Annotated in this window: 18 protein-coding genes; 8 read left to right on the top strand and 10 right to left on the bottom strand. The window is 69.3% G+C overall.

What is annotated here, in order from left to right; genetic code table 11:
* Positions 1 to 60: 60 nt before the first annotated feature.
* Positions 61 to 438 carry a limonene-1,2-epoxide hydrolase family protein gene (locus ABZV58_RS07150; RefSeq protein ID WP_354999282.1) on the bottom strand — a complete coding sequence of 126 codons (378 nt, stop codon included), beginning with the start codon at positions 436 to 438 and terminating at the stop codon, positions 61 to 63.
* A 185-nt stretch (positions 439 to 623) separates the two neighbouring features.
* On the opposite strand from ABZV58_RS07150, the gene aat reads away from it, so the two are divergent.
* Together aat and ABZV58_RS07140 are read left to right on the top strand one after the other, a co-directional pair.
* Positions 624 to 1,361 carry a leucyl/phenylalanyl-tRNA--protein transferase gene (aat, locus tag ABZV58_RS07145; RefSeq protein ID WP_354999281.1) on the top strand — a complete coding sequence of 246 codons (738 nt, stop codon included), beginning with the start codon at positions 624 to 626 and terminating at the stop codon, positions 1,359 to 1,361.
* A gap of 111 nt (positions 1,362 to 1,472) precedes the next feature.
* Positions 1,473 to 1,871 carry a DUF4870 domain-containing protein gene (locus ABZV58_RS07140; protein ID WP_354999280.1) on the top strand — a complete coding sequence of 133 codons (399 nt, stop codon included), beginning with the start codon at positions 1,473 to 1,475 and terminating at the stop codon, positions 1,869 to 1,871.
* Positions 1,872 to 2,083: 212 nt separating this feature from the next.
* Here the strand turns inward: ABZV58_RS07140 and ABZV58_RS07135 are convergent, their stop codons facing one another.
* Positions 2,084 to 2,449 carry a hypothetical protein gene (locus ABZV58_RS07135; protein ID WP_354999279.1) on the bottom strand — a complete coding sequence of 122 codons (366 nt, stop codon included), beginning with the start codon at positions 2,447 to 2,449 and terminating at the stop codon, positions 2,084 to 2,086.
* Between the two features lie 38 nt (positions 2,450 to 2,487).
* Entirely contained in the window at positions 2,488 to 3,060 is a 573-nt protein-coding gene (locus ABZV58_RS07130; RefSeq protein WP_354999278.1) for a hypothetical protein, read from the bottom strand.
* A 379-nt stretch (positions 3,061 to 3,439) separates the two neighbouring features.
* On the opposite strand from ABZV58_RS07130, the gene ABZV58_RS07125 reads away from it, so the two are divergent.
* Together ABZV58_RS07125 and ABZV58_RS07120 are read left to right on the top strand one after the other, a co-directional pair.
* Positions 3,440 to 4,120: a TetR/AcrR family transcriptional regulator gene (locus ABZV58_RS07125; protein WP_354999277.1), complete on the top strand. Its 681-nt coding sequence runs from the start codon at positions 3,440 to 3,442 to the stop codon at positions 4,118 to 4,120.
* Between the two features lie 617 nt (positions 4,121 to 4,737).
* The gene (locus ABZV58_RS07120; RefSeq protein ID WP_354999276.1) at positions 4,738 to 6,159 is read left to right on the top strand and encodes a short-chain fatty acyl-CoA regulator family protein; all 1,422 of its coding nucleotides are present in this window, start codon (positions 4,738 to 4,740) and stop codon (positions 6,157 to 6,159) included.
* 3 nt (positions 6,160 to 6,162) lie between these two features.
* Here the strand turns inward: ABZV58_RS07120 and sigJ are convergent, their stop codons facing one another.
* On the bottom strand, positions 6,163 to 7,077 hold the full coding sequence (sigJ, locus tag ABZV58_RS07115) for an RNA polymerase sigma factor SigJ (RefSeq protein WP_354999275.1): 915 nt from the start codon (positions 7,075 to 7,077) through the stop codon (positions 6,163 to 6,165).
* A gap of 183 nt (positions 7,078 to 7,260) precedes the next feature.
* Here sigJ and ABZV58_RS07110 point away from each other — a divergent pair, with 183 nt between their 5' ends.
* On the top strand, positions 7,261 to 8,730 hold the full coding sequence (locus tag ABZV58_RS07110; RefSeq protein ID WP_354999274.1) for an MFS transporter: 1,470 nt from the start codon (positions 7,261 to 7,263) through the stop codon (positions 8,728 to 8,730).
* Positions 8,731 to 8,876: 146 nt separating this feature from the next.
* On the opposite strand, the gene recG is transcribed toward ABZV58_RS07110, so the two are convergent.
* The gene (recG, locus tag ABZV58_RS07105; RefSeq protein ID WP_354999273.1) at positions 8,877 to 11,153 is read right to left on the bottom strand and encodes an ATP-dependent DNA helicase RecG; all 2,277 of its coding nucleotides are present in this window, start codon (positions 11,151 to 11,153) and stop codon (positions 8,877 to 8,879) included.
* Positions 11,154 to 11,178: 25 nt separating this feature from the next.
* Positions 11,179 to 12,861, bottom strand: coding sequence for a DAK2 domain-containing protein (locus tag ABZV58_RS07100; RefSeq protein ID WP_354999272.1), 1,683 nt, complete (start codon positions 12,859 to 12,861; stop codon positions 11,179 to 11,181).
* A gap of 304 nt (positions 12,862 to 13,165) precedes the next feature.
* Between ABZV58_RS07100 and rpmB the strand changes: the two genes are divergently transcribed.
* The 3 genes from rpmB (at position 13,166) to ABZV58_RS07085 (ending at position 14,828) form a co-directional block, all read left to right on the top strand.
* Positions 13,166 to 13,357, top strand: a complete 192-nt coding sequence (rpmB, locus tag ABZV58_RS07095; protein WP_011210730.1) for a 50S ribosomal protein L28 — start codon at positions 13,166 to 13,168, stop codon at positions 13,355 to 13,357.
* Positions 13,358 to 13,466: 109 nt separating this feature from the next.
* Positions 13,467 to 13,991, top strand: coding sequence for a GNAT family N-acetyltransferase (locus tag ABZV58_RS07090; RefSeq protein WP_354999271.1), 525 nt, complete (start codon positions 13,467 to 13,469; stop codon positions 13,989 to 13,991).
* A 48-nt stretch (positions 13,992 to 14,039) separates the two neighbouring features.
* Complete coding sequence (locus tag ABZV58_RS07085; protein WP_354999270.1) at positions 14,040 to 14,828, top strand: enoyl-CoA hydratase-related protein; 789 nt, start codon at positions 14,040 to 14,042, stop codon at positions 14,826 to 14,828.
* Between the two features lies 1 nt (position 14,829).
* On the opposite strand, the gene ABZV58_RS07080 is transcribed toward ABZV58_RS07085, so the two are convergent.
* The 4 genes from ABZV58_RS07080 to ABZV58_RS07065 form a co-directional block, all read right to left on the bottom strand.
* Positions 14,830 to 15,711, bottom strand: coding sequence for an alpha/beta hydrolase (locus tag ABZV58_RS07080; protein WP_354999269.1), 882 nt, complete (start codon positions 15,709 to 15,711; stop codon positions 14,830 to 14,832).
* Positions 15,712 to 15,769: 58 nt separating this feature from the next.
* Positions 15,770 to 16,024, bottom strand: coding sequence for a hypothetical protein (locus ABZV58_RS07075; protein WP_067781970.1), 255 nt, complete (start codon positions 16,022 to 16,024; stop codon positions 15,770 to 15,772).
* A 76-nt stretch (positions 16,025 to 16,100) separates the two neighbouring features.
* Positions 16,101 to 16,784, bottom strand: a complete 684-nt coding sequence (locus ABZV58_RS07070; RefSeq protein WP_354999268.1) for a uracil-DNA glycosylase — start codon at positions 16,782 to 16,784, stop codon at positions 16,101 to 16,103.
* A gap of 11 nt (positions 16,785 to 16,795) precedes the next feature.
* On the bottom strand, positions 16,796 to 17,791 hold the full coding sequence (locus ABZV58_RS07065) for a thiamine-phosphate kinase (RefSeq protein ID WP_354999837.1): 996 nt from the start codon (positions 17,789 to 17,791) through the stop codon (positions 16,796 to 16,798).
* Positions 17,792 to 17,879 lie beyond the last annotated feature (88 nt).

Here is a 17,879-nt window from a genome sequence, read left to right as displayed (position 1 = left end):
ACGATCCACTTCGCGGTCGTCCGCTGATCGAACCGTGGCGGCACGAGCGGACGGCTCGGCTCAGCTGGGCAGGCCGAAGGCGCGGTTGATGGCGGCCATGTCGAAGTAGTCGCGCCAAGCGGTGATGGCGCCGTCGCCGACTTCGAAGACGCCCATGACGGGGAGCGGGGTGTCGCGGCCGTTGCCGCGCAAGGTGTCGGTGCGTTCGTTCATGACGACGTTGCCGGAGGTCACCTGGTGGTGGATGTCGAAATCGATGGCGTCGAAGGTGGTGAGGAACCCGGCGATGAAATCGCGGATGGCAGTGCGGCCGACGATCGGTTCCATCGGAATGTTGTGGTAGACAGCGTCTTCGGCGAAGTACGAGGCGATTCGATCGGGGTCGGGATCGGACCAGCTTCGGCACATCGCGCGGACGAGTTCGTCGGGACCGGTCATTGGCGCGCTCGTTTCCTAGGGCGGGGCATCGGGTCGCACCGATTCAACCAAACAATTGCTTGGTAGAACAGGGGTGGCGCTCGGCGGCAGGTAGGGTTGCCGACTCCGCGGACCGATCCCCGTGCGACGGTTCGTCCCGTCGTCGCAGCCCGAGGCTGTTCGCTCAGGTCGGTAATGTCTGTCCGGTGACCGACGCCAGCGACCTGATGCGGATGTATCTGGTCGATCCAGACCAGCCTTTCCCGCCTGTCGAGCTCGCGGATCCGACCGGACTGGTCGCTTTCGGCGGGGATCTGTCGTCAGAGCGGCTGTTGAGCGCCTATTCCGCGGGCATCTTTCCCTGGTACAACCCCGGCGAAACGATCCACTGGTACTGCCCGGACCCGCGGAGCATTCTGGTGCCGACCGACCTGCGGGTGACCAAGTCTTATCGTCGATCTGTCACGAAAGCCGACTACGGGGTGACCATGGATCGCGCCTTCGCCGATGTGATGTCGAATTGCGCCGGACCGCGTGACAAGGAGGACGGAACCTGGATCGGCTCCGACATGATGGCGGCCTACCTGCGGCTGCACCACCTCGGTCATGCGCACTCGGTCGAGGTATGGCGCGACGGCGACCTTGTCGGCGGCCTCTACGGCGTCGCATGCGGCCGCTCTTTCGCCGGCGAGTCCATGTTCTCCCGCGCCCGTGACACCTCCAAGGTCGCGCTGTATTGGCTCTGCGCCCAACTGGCCGCGTGGGATTTCGCCCTCGTCGACTGCCAGGTCACCTCCAGCCATCTCACCTCCCTCGGCGCCATCGACCTCTCCCGTGCGGACTACCTGCACCTACACACCCAGGCCGCCGCCCGCCCCGGCCTCTCGGGCCCCTGGCAGTTCGAAATCCCGGTCCCCAACTCCCCCAACCACCTACCGGCGTGAACGATCAAGGGAGAACCACGTCCACGATCCCGGTCGCCAGCTGACCCGCGACCTGGGGGTTCGGGCGAAACTTGGGATCGGTAGGTGGCGCGCGCAGCGTCTACTTACCTCATGACAACTTCTCAACCTCCCACGAACCAACCGCAGTCCGCCGGCTTGGACAAGAAGACCAGCGCGATCCTGTCCTACGCACTGGGGTGGCTCACCGGAGTCATCTTCCTGTTCGTCGGCAAGAACGACCCCGACGTGAAATTCCATGCCTCGCAATCGATCGTCTTCTTCGGAGCGGTCTCGGTGGTCAATATCGTTCTGAGCATCGTCGGCTCGCTCCTCGGAGTCGTGGGGATCATCTTCAGCCTCGCCGGACTCGCGGTCGCGGTCTTCGCGGTCGTCGTCTGGGTCATGGCCATGGTCCAGGCGAACAACACCGGCGGTGTCCGCGCAGAACTTCCCCTGGTCGGAAAACTCACCGCCCCCTATGCCGATCGGCTGGCCAACTCGGTCGAGTAGCGGCATATTCGAAGTCCGCAACGAGATTCGCAACCCTGCGGGCAACCAGCTGCGACAGTCCGAAGACCGAAGACCGACGGCCCGAGTTGTCTCGGGCCGTCGGCGTCCGCGCGGAACGTCCGATATCGCCGCGATCCGGGCGGTCTTCGGGGCAGCCGCGGGCCGCGAATGCCGCCTCCCGTGCTGACCGAAACGGTCCGGGCCGTCCGTGCTCACCCCGCTCGGCTGGCGGTCCCATCACCTCCGCGATGCCGAGCCTTCGGATTGACGTAGAGCCGAACACCCTGGTACATCACCGTGTTCGGCACACCGTCGTCGTTATCCGGGTCGCCGGTGCCTCCAGGATCCGGCAGTTCCGCCCTCTCCTCGAGGACGATCTGCGCCCGCGCCGCACCAGGATCGAACATCTCCTGAAACGGCCCGGCGAACGACCCCCCGAGCCCGCGGCGCTTCGCCCGAACAGCCGCCCACCCGAACAACCCCAATGGGCCGCCGATGGTGGCGATCAGCAGCAACAAGTCCCCACCCATGCCCACGAGCGTACCGATGCCTTCGAATATGGACCTGGCCTGCAGCACTCGTGGCGCCGTCCAGACCGCACCGCCCGTTGTGCCTACTACTGCTTGCCGGGGTGCACCCCATCCCCGTCGGACCCAGTGGAAGCGCTGTCGTTTCGCCGGGCATGTCGGATGCCCGCCCACCCCAGCGGGAATTGGACACGACCGGTTCTGATGTCGCCGATGAGTTGCGCGTAGCCGTCGCGGACCTCGCCGAGATGGACCCATGCGGAGTGCCGAAGCTCCTCGCAGTCGGTGTGCAGCACCGTCCACCATGCCTCGGCGTAGGACTTCGCGACGTGACTGATCACCTCACCGAAGGTGTGAGTGTGGCGGCGGGCGCACCGGCTGTGCCGGACGTAGAACGCCGCCCACGAGTTGATCTTGTCGACGACCTTCGCGATTTCCGCGTGCAGGGCCGCCTCGGTGGCGTCGGGCCGCGGCGGATTCAGAACCGTCGAGATCAGAGCGGCGTGTAGATCGCCCAGTTCCCGTGCCCACGCGACGAGCGGCAACGGCTCGGCGAGACGACCACCGATCGCGGCCAATAGTTGTTCCGGCGACAGCAGAGCTCCCGCGTCCGTCGCGGGATCCTCCGGCGCCTCCGCCGTACCCGCGTCCAGGGGACTCACTTGTTCTCCATCGCGGGCCGACGCTTCGAGCAGGCCGGACTATCCGACCATGTGGTGGACTTCGCGGACGTTACGTGCTCGGACTCGCGGGCCGCGAGGCGGTGGATGGTGACCATCTGACAGCGAGGGCTCATGGCGCGGGGTGACCACAGGTTATGGCTGATGACGACGTCGTGGTCACCGCCTTGGCGGGATAAGCGCATGGTTGATTGCCCGAAGGTAGATGAACTATTGATACCGGCGAGTGCACCGCTGTGACTCGGCGCATAATGCTAATACTGACTGCACACTCAGTCAACGCCGGGGTAACGCCGTCACTGGGCGCTAGAGTGTGCGGGAAAATTTGGACCGAAGAGGGGTGGTATCGGTGGGTAGGCGTGTGGCTGAGCCGGGCAAGTCGGGTGCGATCCTCGATATCTTCACGCGCCATGTTGCCGAGAAGGGCTACGACGGGACCAGCTTCAGTGGCGTCGCGAGCGAGTTGGGCATCTCGCAGGGCTTGATCGTGCACCACTACGGTACGAAGGCGCGGTTGCTGGAAGCCCTGCACATTTCCTATATGCGGCAGCGGATCGATGAGGCAGAGCGCATCGTAGCGGAGTTTCCTGCGCCTGCCGAACGGATGGCCGCGCTGTTGTTCGCGTCCATGCTCTATCAGGTGCATGATCGAAATCGGACCGTCGCTTTCCAGCGCGAGGTCGCGCGGTTCGCCCAGCAAGAGGAGACCTCCGAGGGGCGTAAACTGCGACGGCGCTACATCGAAATGCTGCGCAACGTGCTCGAGTCGGGCGTTGTTTCGGGTGAGTTCCGGCCTGTCGATGGAAGTATCCGGACCCTGCTCATCTTCGGTGCCGCGCAATGGGCGTGGACGTGGTTCGAGCCGGAAGGGCGTAGGTCCGCCGAACAGGTCGGCGCCGAACTGGTCGATTTCACTCTTGGCTCTTTACTGGTGGATCGGAGTTCGTTGCCGCGTCTCAGCGATCCCGACGGCCCGATTGTCGCCGCGGTAATCGCAATCATCACCGCAGAAGGGACGCCGAAGGAACTGCCGGACATCTGACCACGCACTCGGCTCGCCGGGCCACAACCACCGCGCCGGAGACGTGCACCGCTCTCGAAGCCCAGTTGCCGGATCAGCGTGGCCACCGCCGGATCGAACGCGGCGGGCAGGCGCTGGACGCGACCGGAGTTCAGTCCAGCGCGGAAGCCCGACCACTTGGCGGCGGTGGCGGCCGTCGGGCCGGAACGGAGTCGGTCGGGCATCAGAAGATCCCCTCACGAACCTCCGGTGCCCGGCCGAGGACCTCGGGCGCCGCGGTGAATGTCAGCTGATCGAGTTCGCCCGCACCGTGTTTCGCGGTGCCTCGCGCCGCGTCGAGGAAACGGTCCTGCTCCGCACGATCTACTACCCCGTCGGCCAGCGTCCGAAACTTCTCGATGTCGTGGGCGCGGGGAACGGGCGCGCGCCGCGCGGAAACGCCTCGTCGGCGGCGCGAGCGCGTACGATATGGGTCTTCATGCACCCTTCGGGTTCCAGACGGCTACCGGCCCAAGGGCCTCTCTTCGCACGCTACGCAGCGGACGCCGAAGCAAGAATGCCGTGCAAATGCCGATTTCTGTGGGCGAGAAGTACCGGTTCTGCGATGTTTGCGAAGACGAAGCCGCTAGGATTCGCCCGTGCGCAAGATGTATGCGGGCGCCCGGCTGCGGCGACTGCGCGAGGAACGACGGATGACGCAGGCGGCACTGGCGAAATCCCTCGATCTCTCGCCCAGTTATCTCAACCAGCTGGAACGCGACCAGCGACCGCTCACCATTCCGGTGCTGTTGAAGCTCAACTCCACCTTCGACCTGGACGTTCAGTTCTTCGCCGCCGACTCCGACGCCCGTCTGGTCTCCGACCTGCACGAGGTGCTCGTGGACGCGGCGGGCGGCGACAGCGCCCCGCTGACCGAGGTCGAGGAGCTGGCCACCCGCCAGCCTGAGGTGGCCCGCATCCTGGTCGCCATGCACCGACGGTTGCGCGCCGCCACCGACCAGCTCGATCTGCTCTCCTCCCGGGTGGCCGCGCCCACCGGCGGGCCCGGCGTCCCGATGCCCTACGAGGACGTCCGCGACTTCTTCTACGACCACCACAACCACATACCGCACCTGGACCACCTCGCCGAACAGCTCTTCGAGGAGTGCGGTCTCACCATCGGCTCGCTGGACCGCCAGCTCGCCAGGATCGCCGAGGAGCGAGCAGGGGTGACCGTTCTGGTGCGCGGCGACGGCGCCGATCCGTCGATCCCGAAGCGCCACTACGACCCCGAGAGCCGCACGCTGACCCTGGCCCGCAGGCTGCGCCCCGGGCAGCGCGCCTTCCAGATCGCGACGACCCTGGGCTTCCTGCTCTTCGGCCCCGAGCTCGACGCGGTGCTCAGCGAAACCCCCTCGCTCACCGGCGAATCCCGCGCGCTGGCCCGAATTGGACTGGCCAACTACTTCGCGGGCGCGCTGATCCTGCCCTACGGCCGGTTCCTGCGCTCTGCCGAGGAACTGCGCTACGACATCGACCTGCTGAGCCTGCGTTTCGAGGTCGGTTTCGAGACCATCTGCCACCGCCTGAGTACGCTGCAACGGCAGGGCCAGCGCGGGGTTCCGTTCTTCCTCGTCCGCACCGACCGCGCGGGCAATATCTCGAAACGCCAGTCCGCCACGGCTTTCCACTTCTCTCGTGTCGGCGGCAGCTGCCCGCTGTGGGTGGTGCACGAGGCGTTCGCCCACCCGGGCCGCATCCTCACCCAGATATCCGCCATGCCGGACGGCAGGCGCTACCTGTGGATCGCCCGGACGGCGTTCATCGCGCCGCACGGATTCGGCACGGCGACGAAGAATTTCGCCATCGGGCTCGGCTGCGACATCGAATACGCCGACCGCCTGGTGTATTCGACCGGGCTGCACTTGGACGACCCCGGCGCCGCGGTGCCGATCGGCGCGGGATGCAAGGTATGCGAGCGGCCCGCCTGCCCGCAGCGAGCGTTCCCGCAGATCGGCAGTCCGCTGGCGGTGGCGGAGAACACCAGCACCGATCTGCCTTATCCGCGGATGCTGCGCTGACCCTCACCCGCGCAGGTGGGTCAGCTTCTCCGGATTGCGAATCGCGTAGACCGTGCGCACCTTTCCGGTGTCGGCGTCGACGTCCAGCAGCAGGACGGCCGCAGGCGCACCGCCGGAATAGACGACCGCGGACGGCTCGCCGTTGGTCCACCCGTACCGGATCGTCATGTCGGGGACCGAGGTCAACACCATAGGACTGGTGAGCAGGCGCGCGACCTTGTCCGGTCCGTGCACCGGCCGCAGCGCCGCGCGAAGCAGGCCGCCGCCGTCGGACAGGAACGTGACGTCCGGCGCGAGCAGTTCCAACAGACCCGTCACGTCCCCGCTGAGCTGGGCGGCGAGGAAGCGCTCGGTCACCGCCCGCTGGGTGCGCGCGTCGGCCTGGTAGCGCGGACGCTTGGCGCGCACGTGGTCCCTGGCTCGGTGCGCGAGCTGGCGGATCGCCGGGGTCTCCCTGCCCAGCATCGCGCCGATCTCGGCGTGCGGATAGCCGAACACCTCGTGCAGCACGAACACCGCGCGCTCGAGCGGGGTGAGCGTCTCCAGGACGACGAGCATCGCCAGCGACACCGACTCGCCGCGCAACGCGATCTCGGCGGCGTCCGCGCTGTCCCTGACCTCCGGGGTGTCGGCGACCAGCGGCTCGGGCAGCCAGGGCCCGACGTAGGTCTCACGCCGGCGGGCCAGCGTCTCCCGGCGCGAGAGCGCGTTGTTCACCGCGATCCGCACCAGGTACGCGCGCGGGCTGGTGATCTCGCCGAGGTCCGAGCGGTGGCGCGACTCCCAGGCCAGCCAGGTGTCCTGCAGGACGTCCTCGGTGTCGGTGACGGTGCCCAGCATGTTGTACACGATCGAGAAGAGCAGTTCGCGATGCTCGGCGAAGACGTCCGTCGCCTGTTCGTCCATGGTCTCGATCATCGTTCCTCCTGTGCCGGAAAGCTCGCGCGGCTGTCGTACCCCGAGAGTGTTTCGAGGCGCGGAACGTGACATCCGGGCCGCGGAATGTGATCTGACTCTCGCCACGTCACCTCCCCTCGGCGCCTCCGCTCTTGGTTGGCGACAGGACGAAAACCGTCCGGATTCGCAGAGAAGGACCCGACAGTGCGATCACCGACCGAAACACCCTCGTATCTGGCGACCCGTCGCGGCAAGCTCACGCTGGCGCTGCTGTGCACGGTCGCCTTCCTCGACTTCGTCGACGGCTCGATCGTCAACGTCGCGCTGCCGACCATTCAGCGCGAACTCGGCATGGACGTGGCGACGCTGCAGTGGGTCACCAGCGGCTACCTGCTGACCTACGGCGGGTTGATGCTGCTCGGCGGCCGTCTCGCCGACCTGCTCGGCCGCCGCCGCGTGCTCGTGGCGGGCACGCTGCTCATCGCCGTGGCCTCGGCGGTCGGCGGTCTCGCCGACGACAGCGGGCTGTTGATCGGCGCGCGGCTGGCCCAGGGCGTCGGCGCGGCGCTGATGCTGCCCGCCGCGCTGTCCATCCTCACCACGACCTTCCGCGAGGGCTCCGACCGCACGACGGCGCTGAGCGTGTGGGGCGGAGCCGCGGGCCTGGCGTCGGCGGCGGGCGTCTTCCTCGGCGGCGTGCTGGCCGAGGGACCCGGCTGGCGCTGGGTGTTCTACGTCAACACTCCGGTCTGCCTGCTGGTGCTCGCTGCCATCCCGGCGCTGGTTCCCAACGATCGGCGCAACGAGATCCGCGGTGGCTTCGACCTTTTCGGCACCGCGCTGGGCACCGGCGGCCTGATGCTGCTGGTGTACGGCCTGGTCAAGGCGCCGGAGCACGGCTGGGGCGACGCGACGACGCTGGCGCTGCTCGGCGGCGCGGCGGCGCTGCTCATCGCGTTCGTGGTCAACGAACACCGCTCGGCCGATCCGCTGGTGCCGCTGTCGATCTTCCGTATCCGCGGTCTGGCCGCGGCGAACGTCACCCACCTGATCGTCGCGGCGGGCATGCTCGCGATGTTCTTCTTCGTGACGCTGTACATGCAGTCGGTGCTCGGCTACGGCGAATTCAAGGCCGGTGTGGCGTACCTGCCGGTGAGCCTGACCATCGGTGTGGCGGCGGGACTCTCGGCGAAGCTGTTCACCAGGGTGGGCACCCGGCCGGTCATCGTGGGCGGCGCGGCGATCACCGGGCTCGGCATCGTGTGGCTGTCGTTCATTCCGACCGACGGGTCCTACCTGGCGCACCTGCTGCCCGGCATGCTGGTCATGTCGGTGGGCGCGGGCGCGGTGTTCGTCGCGAACACCACCGCCGCCAACGCGGGCGTGCCCGGCGACCAGGCCGGACTGGCCGCCGCCCTGCTCAACACGGCCCAGCAGATCGGCGGCGCGCTCGGCATCGCCGTGCTGACCGCGATCGCCACCTCCCGCACCACCGCGCAGTTGGCGGCGGGCGAGCCGCAACTGGACGCGATGACCGACGGCTTCCAGCGCGCGCTGCTGGTCGGCGGACTGATCGCGGTCGCCGGGGCGATCATCGGGCTGTGGACCGCGGACTCGCGCGGTGAGAACGACGCCGACTCAGCCGAGGACCAGCCGAAAGTCTTTGCGGCATAACAGCATCGAACGACCGAGGGACGGACCAGCGAGGTCCGTCCCTCGGTCGTGTCATGACTTGGCCAGGTACGCCCGTCGCTCACGGCGACGTGCATCACGCCAGCCGCGCCCGGGTGCTCGCGGGACGGGGCCGGCCCGCGGTGGCGTCACGACTTCGCCAGATACTCCAGCCGCGCACCGTCGACGGCGGCGCGCATCATGCTCGCCAAGCCGGGGTGCTCGCGCAATCCGGGATCGGCCTCGACCAGTTGCCTGGCCAGATCCTGCGCCGTGGTGATGACTTCCAGGTCGTCGAGCAGGGACAGCAGCTTGAGCGAACTCGCCGTACCGGACTGCGCCGCGCCGAGCACATCGCCCTCGCGGCGCTGGCGCAGATCGAGCACGGAGAGCTCGAAACCGTCGGTCGTCGCGGCCACCGCTTCCAGCCGGGTCATCGCCGAACCGCCGGGCGCAGCGTCGGTGATCAGCAGACACAGGCCCGGGTGCTTGCCGCGACCGATCCGGCCACGCAACTGGTGCAGCTGGCTGACGCCGAACCGGTCGGCGTCCACGATCACCATCACCGTCGCGTTCGGCACGTCGACGCCGACCTCGACGACCGTGGTGCACACCAGCACATCGATCTGCGCGTCGTTGAAGGCGCGCATGACCTGGTCCTTCTCGTCCGCGGGCAGCCTGCCGTGCAGCAGGCCGACCCGGACGCCCGCCATCGGCCCGGCGCGCAGCATGTCGAAGACATCGACCACGGCCTGAGTGGTCGGGGCCTCCTTCTCCTCGGCCGCCTTGGCCTTACCGCGGCCTTTGCCGGAGCCGCCGTTCTCCTCGTCGTCGCCGATGCGCGAGCACACGACGTAGGCTTGGCGGCCCTCTTTCACCTCTTCGAGAATGCGTTCCCACGCCCGGTCCACCCAGTTCGGATGTAGTTTGCGCGGAACGACTTTCGACGTGATGGGCGAGCGGCCGCGGGGCAGCTCGGTGAGGGTGGAGGTCTCCAGGTCGCCGAGGGTGGTCATCGCGATGGTGCGCGGAATCGGCGTCGCGGTCATCACCAGCAGGTGCGGGCTCGTCCCCGCTTTCGCCTTGGCGCGCAACGCGTCCCGCTGTTCGACGCCGAAGCGGTGTTGTTCGTCGACCACCACCATGCCGAGGTCGAAGAACTCGACGTTGTCCTGGATCAGCGCGTGCGTGCCGATGACGATGCCCGCCTCACCGGTGACGGCCTCGAGCAGCGCGGCCTTCTTCGCCGCGGCCGACATGGAACCGGTCACCAGCACCACCCGGGTGGACTGCTCGGCAGCGCCCAGCTCGCCCGCCGTACCGAGCTCGCCGAGCATCGCGCGCAGCGACCGATAGTGCTGGGCGGCAAGCACTTCCGTCGGCGCTAGCAACGCGCACTGCTGACCGGCGTCGACCACCTGGAGCATGGCGTGCAGCGCGACGATCGTCTTGCCCGAGCCGACCTCACCCTGTAGCAGCCGGTGCATCGGCTGGGTGCGGCCGAGATCGGCGGAGATCTCCGCGACCACCTGCCGCTGACCGGCGGTGAGCTCGAAGGGCAGCTGCCGGTCGAAGGCCGCGGCGATGCCGTCGGTGCGCGGCGGGCACGGCCGCGCGACCCGGCCAGCGACCTCGTGCCGCCGCTCGGCGAGCACCAGTTGCAGCGCGAGTGCCTCGTCGAAGCGCAGCCGGTCCTTGGCGCGGTCGATATCGGTTTTGCGCTCCGGCAGATGGATCAGCCGCAGCGCGTCGGAGACCGGCATGAGGGCGCGGTCCTCGCGAATGTCCTCCGGCAGCGGATCGTCGATCGGGTCGAGCTGTTCGAGCACCTGGCGCACGCAGGCCAGCAGATCCCAGCTCTGCACCTTCGCGGTGGCCGGGTACACCGGGATGAACTCGCGCTCCATGAACGAGACGTCCACTCCCCCTGCGCCTTTCGCGCTCTGCGCCAGACCGCGTAGATCGCCGCCGCCGCGCACCTTGGTGAAGGTGCCGACCGAATCGTCCTCGGTCTCGGGCAGGATCAGGTAGCCGGGATGGCTGAGGTTCCAGCTGCCGGGCCGCCAGTAGCTGACCGTGCCGGACATCATGGCCCGAAGTCCTTCTTTGACAACGTATTTCACCTTGTCGCCGTTGAAGAACGTGACGTCGACCGGGCGTCCCGACCCGGTGTCGAGCAGAACCTTGAGCAGCGATCCGCGCCGGTTGCGCATCGGTTTGAGCTCGGTCTTGGTGATCCGGCCGATGACGGTGATGTGCGAACCGTCCTCGGGCGCTTCCTCCGTGAGCGGCTGGCCCTGGGTGGCGTAACGCAAGGGGTAGTGCCGCAGCAAATCCTCGACGGTGTTCATGTCGAAGGCCTCGGACAGCGAATCCGCGGCCTTCGCACCAAGGATGTGGTCCAGCCGATCGCTCAGTGTCGCCATGTCTCCACCCTCGTACTGATGCCTCTCATTCCACCCCGATCTGCGCCAGATCCCCTTGCTGGCCACCGGAATACACCGTGACCTCGACGCCGGGAAAACCTTGGGCGATGTGCGCGCTCAACTCCTCGGCCAGCCCGGCGGGCGCGTCCGCGCCCATCAGCAGGGTGACCAATTCGCCGCCGAGGCCGAGCATCCGGTCCAGCAGCGTCAGCGCCGCGCCGCGCACGTCGCGGTCGATCACCACCACGTCGTGGCCGACCAAGCCGAGCCCGTCGCCCGGCTCGCAGGTGCCGACCATGGTCAGCGCGCGCTCGGTGGCCGCGCGCAGCGAACCCCACCGGGTCGCCGCGGCGGCCTCCGACATCGCGAACGCGTCGTCCACGGCGATCCGGCCGCGATCGTGCACCGCCAGCGCCGCCAGGCCCTGGACCATGGAACCGCTCGGCAGCAGCAGCACGTCGCGGTGCGCGTCGCGCGCGGCGACACCGACGGCGACCAGTTCGTGCGCGGGCAGCGCGCCGTTCGGAAGCACGAGCACCTCGCGGTGCGGCATCCGCCGGATCGCGGTGAGCAGTGCGGTCGAGGTCACCGGGTGCGCGCCGAGCACGACCGCGCCCGCCGCCTCGAACAGCGCGGCGGCTCCCGATCCCGCCGCGACGGCGAGCACACCGCGATCGGCGGGGCCCTCGGCGCGGCCTCGATCTACGCCGGTCTCGCCGACGCGCGCCCAGCTCTCTCCGGAAGACCGCTGCGGCTCGAGGTGGTCGCGGCCGACCGGGGCCGTGATGGCGAAGCTCTCGATGCGGATATCGCGCACGACGCCCGCCGCGAGCCCGGCCTCCACCGCCGCGCCGGCGTCGGCGCAGTGCACGTGCGCGGACCAGTTCCCGCTGCCGTCACCCACCACCACTACCGAATCGCCGAGTTCGGCGAGGCGCTCACGCAGTCGGGCGACGCGCGCCAGGTCGGTTTCGGTCAGCAGGTACATGACCTCGAAGTGCGCGCCGTCGAGCTCGGTGCCATCGTCCGAAACGCCTGCCATTGCGGCGAATTCACCCGGCAGGTAGTCGGGTCTCGTCGGAGTCTCGCCGAGGGCGACGGCGACCAGCGCGTCCAGCAGCACCACCAACCCGCGCGCGCCCGCGTCCACCACACCGGCCGCCCGCAGCACCCCGAGCTGGGACGGGGTGTCGCCGAGCGCCTTGGCCGCGCCGTCGGCGGCCGCGACGGCGACCTCGGCGAGTGTGTCCTCCGGGCAGGTCACCGCGCAGTCGGCGGCGCACTCCAGCACGGTGAGCAGCGTGCCTTCGACCGGATCGCTCAGCGATTCGCGGACCAGCGCGGCGGCGCGGCGCAGGGCGGAACGCAGGGTCTCGGCGGTGAGCGGTCCGTCCGTCGTCGCTTCGGCGATGCCGCGCAGCACCTGCGAGAGGAGGATGCCGCTGTTCCCTCGCGCGCCCGCGGTGGCGCCGCGCGCCAGGGCCGCGGCGACTCGGTTCGCGCTCGTTTCGTCCGGCGCGGCGTCGGCCGCTCGGACCGCCGCGCGCATGGTGGCGAGCAGGTTGGTTCCGGTGTCGGCGTCGGCGATGGGGAAGACATTGAGCGCGTTGATCTCCGCGCGCCGCTCTTCGAGACCGTCCAGACAGAGGCGGCTCCAGTCCCGCAGCGCCGCGCCGTCGATCTCCTCCCGCTGCCCCGGCACCGTCACCTCGCTCCCTTCGCACCGCCCGCACAACACCGCCGTCCGCCAGGTTAGCTGGCGATACCGACAGCGGCCGCGTGACACCGAATCGGTATGCTGTCGGGGTGTTCGACGGCTGGGACGGCCCGTCCGACCGGGTCCCGGTTTGGCGGATCGGCGTGGCATTGGCTACCCTTGCTGGGTTGCTCGTGCGGCCTGAAGCTGGCCTGCGCTGGTCGACGTCAGTCGGCAGGGCACATCACGACATTGTTTCCGGACATGCCGCATCATTGTGCGGCGGTCCCCACATGACATGAAGGAGTTCGCGACTATGGCTGCCGTCTGCGACGTCTGCGCCAAGGGCCCCGGCTTCGGGAAGTCGGTCTCGCACTCGCACCGGCGCACCAACCGTCGCTGGAACCCGAACATCCAGACCGTGCGCGCGCAGGTTGCCCCGGGCAACACCCGCCGTATGAACGTGTGCACCTCCTGCCTGAAGGCGGGCAAGGTGGTTCGCGGCTGATTCGCCCCCCGGTCGATCAGCATCAAGACAAACGCCCCGGCGCCCGACAAGGGTGTTCCGGGGCGTCGTCGTCGGTAGGTGTTCCGAGATACCGATCCGAGGGCAGCGCATGGCCGAGGTGAGCACGCGAGCATGGCGGGTCACGCCGCTCGCCGCCGAACACGTCCAGGGCCTGGCCGAATGCCATATCGCCTGCTGGCGTGAGGCCTACCGCGGCCTGGTCCCCGATCACGTCCTCGACGCCTTCGACGTGGACCGGCGCGCCGAAGCGTGGGACCGCGTCCGCCGCGCGCATCCCGACAGCACGCACGTGGCTGTCGTCGGCGACAGCGTCGTCGGCTTCGCCAGTTCGGGCCCGCCCAGGGACCGGGCGCCGGTCGCACCGCTCGAACTCAACGCGTTGTACGTGCGCGCCGACTGGTACGGCACCGGTCTGGCGCGCGAGTTGCTCGACACCGTTGTGGCCCCCGGCCAGCCGTGCTCGCTGTGGGTGTTCGAGAACAATCCGCGCGCCCAGGCCTTCTACCGCAAGCACGGTTTCGCGCTGGAGGGCGCGCGCAAGGTCGAGGATTTCACCATCGCTATGCAGGTGCGGATGGTGCGTCCGGCGCGCACGACCGAAACCGCCCGGTAGCGGGAACGAGCGTCGAGGCGAGCCCGAGCAAACGATAGGGTTCCCCTCATGACCTCCACCGCGCAGACCGAGTACGTCACGACCACCGACGGCGTCCTCCAGATCACGATCGCCACCGCCGCCAATGGCACCTCGATGGATTTCGCCGGAATCAACGCGGGCACCGCAGCGCTGATGGACCTCGGCCCGGAGATCGGCGCGGTCGTGCTCACCGGGTCGGGCGCGAACTTCTGCGCGGGCGGCAACGTGCGCGGCTTCGCCGCCGCCGAGGACCGCGCCGCCCACATCCACGGACTCGCGACGGATCTGCACGCCTTCGTGCGCGCACTGGACGAGACCCGCGTCCCGGTGCTCGCCGCGGTGCAGGGCTGGGCGGCGGGCGCGGGCATGAGCCTGGTCTGCGCCTCCGACATCGCACTCGGCGGCCCGTCCACCAAGCTGCGGCCCGCCTACCCGGGCATCGGCCTGAGCCCCGACGGCGGCATGTCGTGGACGCTGCCGCGCATCGTCGGCGCGGGGCGCGCCGCCGAGATCCTGCTCACCGACGCCGTCCTGGACGCGGACGAGGCCGTCCGGCTCGGCATCCTCAGCCGCCTCGTGGCCGACGCCGACGTGCGCGCCGCGACGCTCGCGCTCGCACAGGAACTGGCGCGCGGCCCCCGCTCCACCTATGCCAGCATCAAATCACTGCTGGCGCAGTCGAATTCGGCGTCGCTGAGCGAACAGCTGGACTTGGAGCGCGATTTCATCGCCGCAGCGGCGAACAGCCGTACCGGCCGGGAAGGCGTGGACGCTTTCGTGGCGAAGCGCAAGCCGGACTACAACAACCCGGCCTGACCTACTTCAGGTTCTCCACCACGAACTTCGCGACCGCGTCGGTGAACGAGTCGTTGTCGTCACCGGCCGCGGTGTGCGCCGCACCGCCGATCTCGACGAGTTCGGCGTGCGGCACCAGCGCCTGGAACGCCGCCGCGCCCTCGGCGCTCACCACGTCGGACTGCGCGCCGCGCACCAACAGCACCGGGACGCGCAGGGCGCTGGCCGCCGTCTCCATCTGCTCGACCATCGCGCTCGGATCCTCGACGCGGTCGCGCAGCATGTCCGGGTCCCAGTGCCAGTACCAGCGGCCGTCCCGCTGGCGCAGATTGCGCCGCAGGCCGTCGGTGTTCTCCGGCCGCGGCCGGTGCGGCAGGTACTCGGCGACCGCGTCGGCGACCTGGTCGAGGGTGTCGAAGCCGTCGCGGTGCTTGCTGAGGAAGTCGATGACCCTGGCGACGCCCTCGGGCTCGGGCCGGGTGACGATGTCGACGAGGACCAGGGCGCGAATCGACGCACCGCCCGGCGTCGCCGTGGTCAGCAAGCCGGTGATGCCGCCCATGCTGGCGCCGACCACGACCGCGCCCCCGCCCGGTGCGCTCGCGGCGTCCAGCTGTTCCAGCACGAGCGTCAGGTCCGCGACCATCGTCTCGCGCGTGTAGTCGCGGTCCGGCGACCACTGGCTGTCGCCGTGGCCGCGCGCGTCCAGGGTGACCGCCCGCATCCCGGCCGCGGCCAGCTTCGCGCCGGTCTGCTTCCACGAGTGCCTGGTCTGTCCGCCGCCGTGCAAGAAGACGACGAGCGGGCCGCCGACCGGGCCGAATTGGTCGGCAGCGAGCTCGAGCCCACCCGAACCGCGCAAGCGCAGCCGAGTGGGCTCGAGAAGATTGTTCGCATTACTCACGATCTGAGCATCGCACAGGGCGCCTACGCCTCGTCGTGAGCCTCGGTGAACGCGGTGCTCAGCAGTCCAGGCGCATGGCGCTGAAGGTGCGCTGGAACAGGCAGGCGACCTTCGCGTTCACCGACGCGGAGATGGTGGAGGAGCCGGTCGAGGTGAACTCCTCGGCCACCGGCGCGGTCTCGCTGGTCGCCGTGGCGGGCTCCAGGGGAAGCGGCGCGGCGGTCGCCGCCGACGTCGCGCCCGCGATAGCGGCGGCCATGGCCAGCGTGGCGGTGGTGCCGCGCAGGGCCCCGCGAACGGTGTTGTGCTGCATTGCAGTGCTCCTCATCTGGTTTTCGTGCGGTGATGCGGGTGGTGCTCGTTCCCGGCGGGCCGGGAGGAAAGAAGGATCAGGGCAGGCGCCAGTCGACGGGTTCGGCGCCCAGTTCGTCGAGCAGCTCGTTGACCCGCGAGAACGGCCGCGAGCCGAAGAAGCCGCGAGACGCGGACAGCGGCGAGGGATGCGCGGACTCGATGTAGGGCACCTCGGCCTCGCTCAGCAGCGGCTTCAGCGTCGAGGCGTCGCGGCCCCAGAGAATCGCCACCAGCGGCTCGTCCCGCGCGACGAGCGCGCGAATGGCCTGCTCGGTGACCGCCTCCCAGCCCTTGCCGCGGTGCGAGGCGGGCTTGCCCGGCGAGACGGTGAGCACGCGGTTGAGCAGCAGCACGCCCTGGTCCGACCACGGGCTCAGATCGCCGCAGGAGGGCGTCGGGTGGCCGAGATCCTTGTGCAGCTCGGCGAAGATATTGGCGAGGCTGCGCGGCACCGGCGAAACGTCCGGCGCCACAGAGAAACTCAAACCCATGGGGTGACCGGGCGTCGGGTACGGATCCTGGCCGACGATCAGCACGCGAACTTTGTCGAACGGTCGCTGGAAGGCGCGTAGCACGTTGTCGCCCGCGGGCAGGTAGCCGCGTCCCTCGGCGTTCTCGATCCGCAGGAATTCGCCCATCTCCCTGATCCGGTCCGCGACCGGTTCCAAGGCCTGTGCCCAGCCAGGATCCATGATTTCCGACAGTGGTTTCGCACCCATGACCGCACAACCTATCGTGGGTCGGGGCCGGACGCAGAGTCCGCCCCACGGAACGATTCCCAACCGTTGCCGCCCTCGTGCCGCGCGCCGTCCACGGTGACCCCGGACCCGGACGTCACCCGGCCGATCGCGCGCCAGCCTTCGGGCAGCTCAGCGCCACACGGCCAGGTTCCGGCGAAGGCGTGATCCTCGCCTCCGGCCAGAATCCATTGCGCCGCATCGGTATCCAGTCGGCGGGCCAGCGCGTCGAGGGCGGGGTCGCGCAGCGCGGCCGCGTCGAGATCGATCCCGACTCCCGAGGACTCGGCGATGTGGCCGAGATCGGCGAGTAGTCCGTCGGAGACATCGGTGAGCGAGTGTCCCGCCCGCCAAGCCGATCCGAGCACCGCCTCGTACGGTGGTTGCGGGACCCGGTGGGCGGCAAGCGCTTCGGCGAACTCCTCGGCGTCGGCGCCCGCGGTGAGCGCGGCGAGCCCCGCGGCCGACCAACCCAGCCGACCGGCCACCGCCACCGTGTCGTCCACGCGCGCACCGGCTCTGGTGACCGGCGCGTGGCCGCGCAGATCGCCGAACGCGGTGACCGAGACGACCAGTTCGGGACTGCGCACCAGGTCGCCGCCCGCGATCGAGCCGCCCGCGCGCGCCGCTTCCGCCCACATGCCGTCGGACAGTTCGTCGATGACGTCGACGGGCGTCTCCGCGGGGCAGCCAAGCGCCACCACGAAAGCCGTCGGCGCCGCGCCCATGGCGACCACGTCGGCGGCGTTCTGCGCGATCGCCTTGCGGCCGATCTCGCGCGGGCTCGACCAGTCGCGCCGGAAGTGCCGCCCCTCGACCAGCATGTCGGTGGTCACCACGAAGCGGCCGTCGGGCGCGGCCACCAGCGCCGCGTCGTCGCCGGGACCGAGCAGCACGGCGGGCGCCTGCACTCTGCGGGCGTTGATGCGCTCGATCAGCGCGAACTCGCCCAGCTCACGCACCGTCCGCGGCGCCGCGCTCTCGCTGATGACCGGTCCCTTCCCGAGGTAGTGCCAGCTGGAATCGGCTCGACGGTACCCTGTGCTGGGCAATCGAGACCACCGAGCCGGTCCGCGG

The sequence above is a fragment of the Nocardia sp. NPDC004654 genome (genome assembly GCF_040609595.1).
Classification (GTDB): domain Bacteria; phylum Actinomycetota; class Actinomycetes; order Mycobacteriales; family Mycobacteriaceae; genus Nocardia.
Note: the sequence above shows the minus strand (reverse complement) of the source record. Positions and strands in the feature narration are given on the sequence as shown.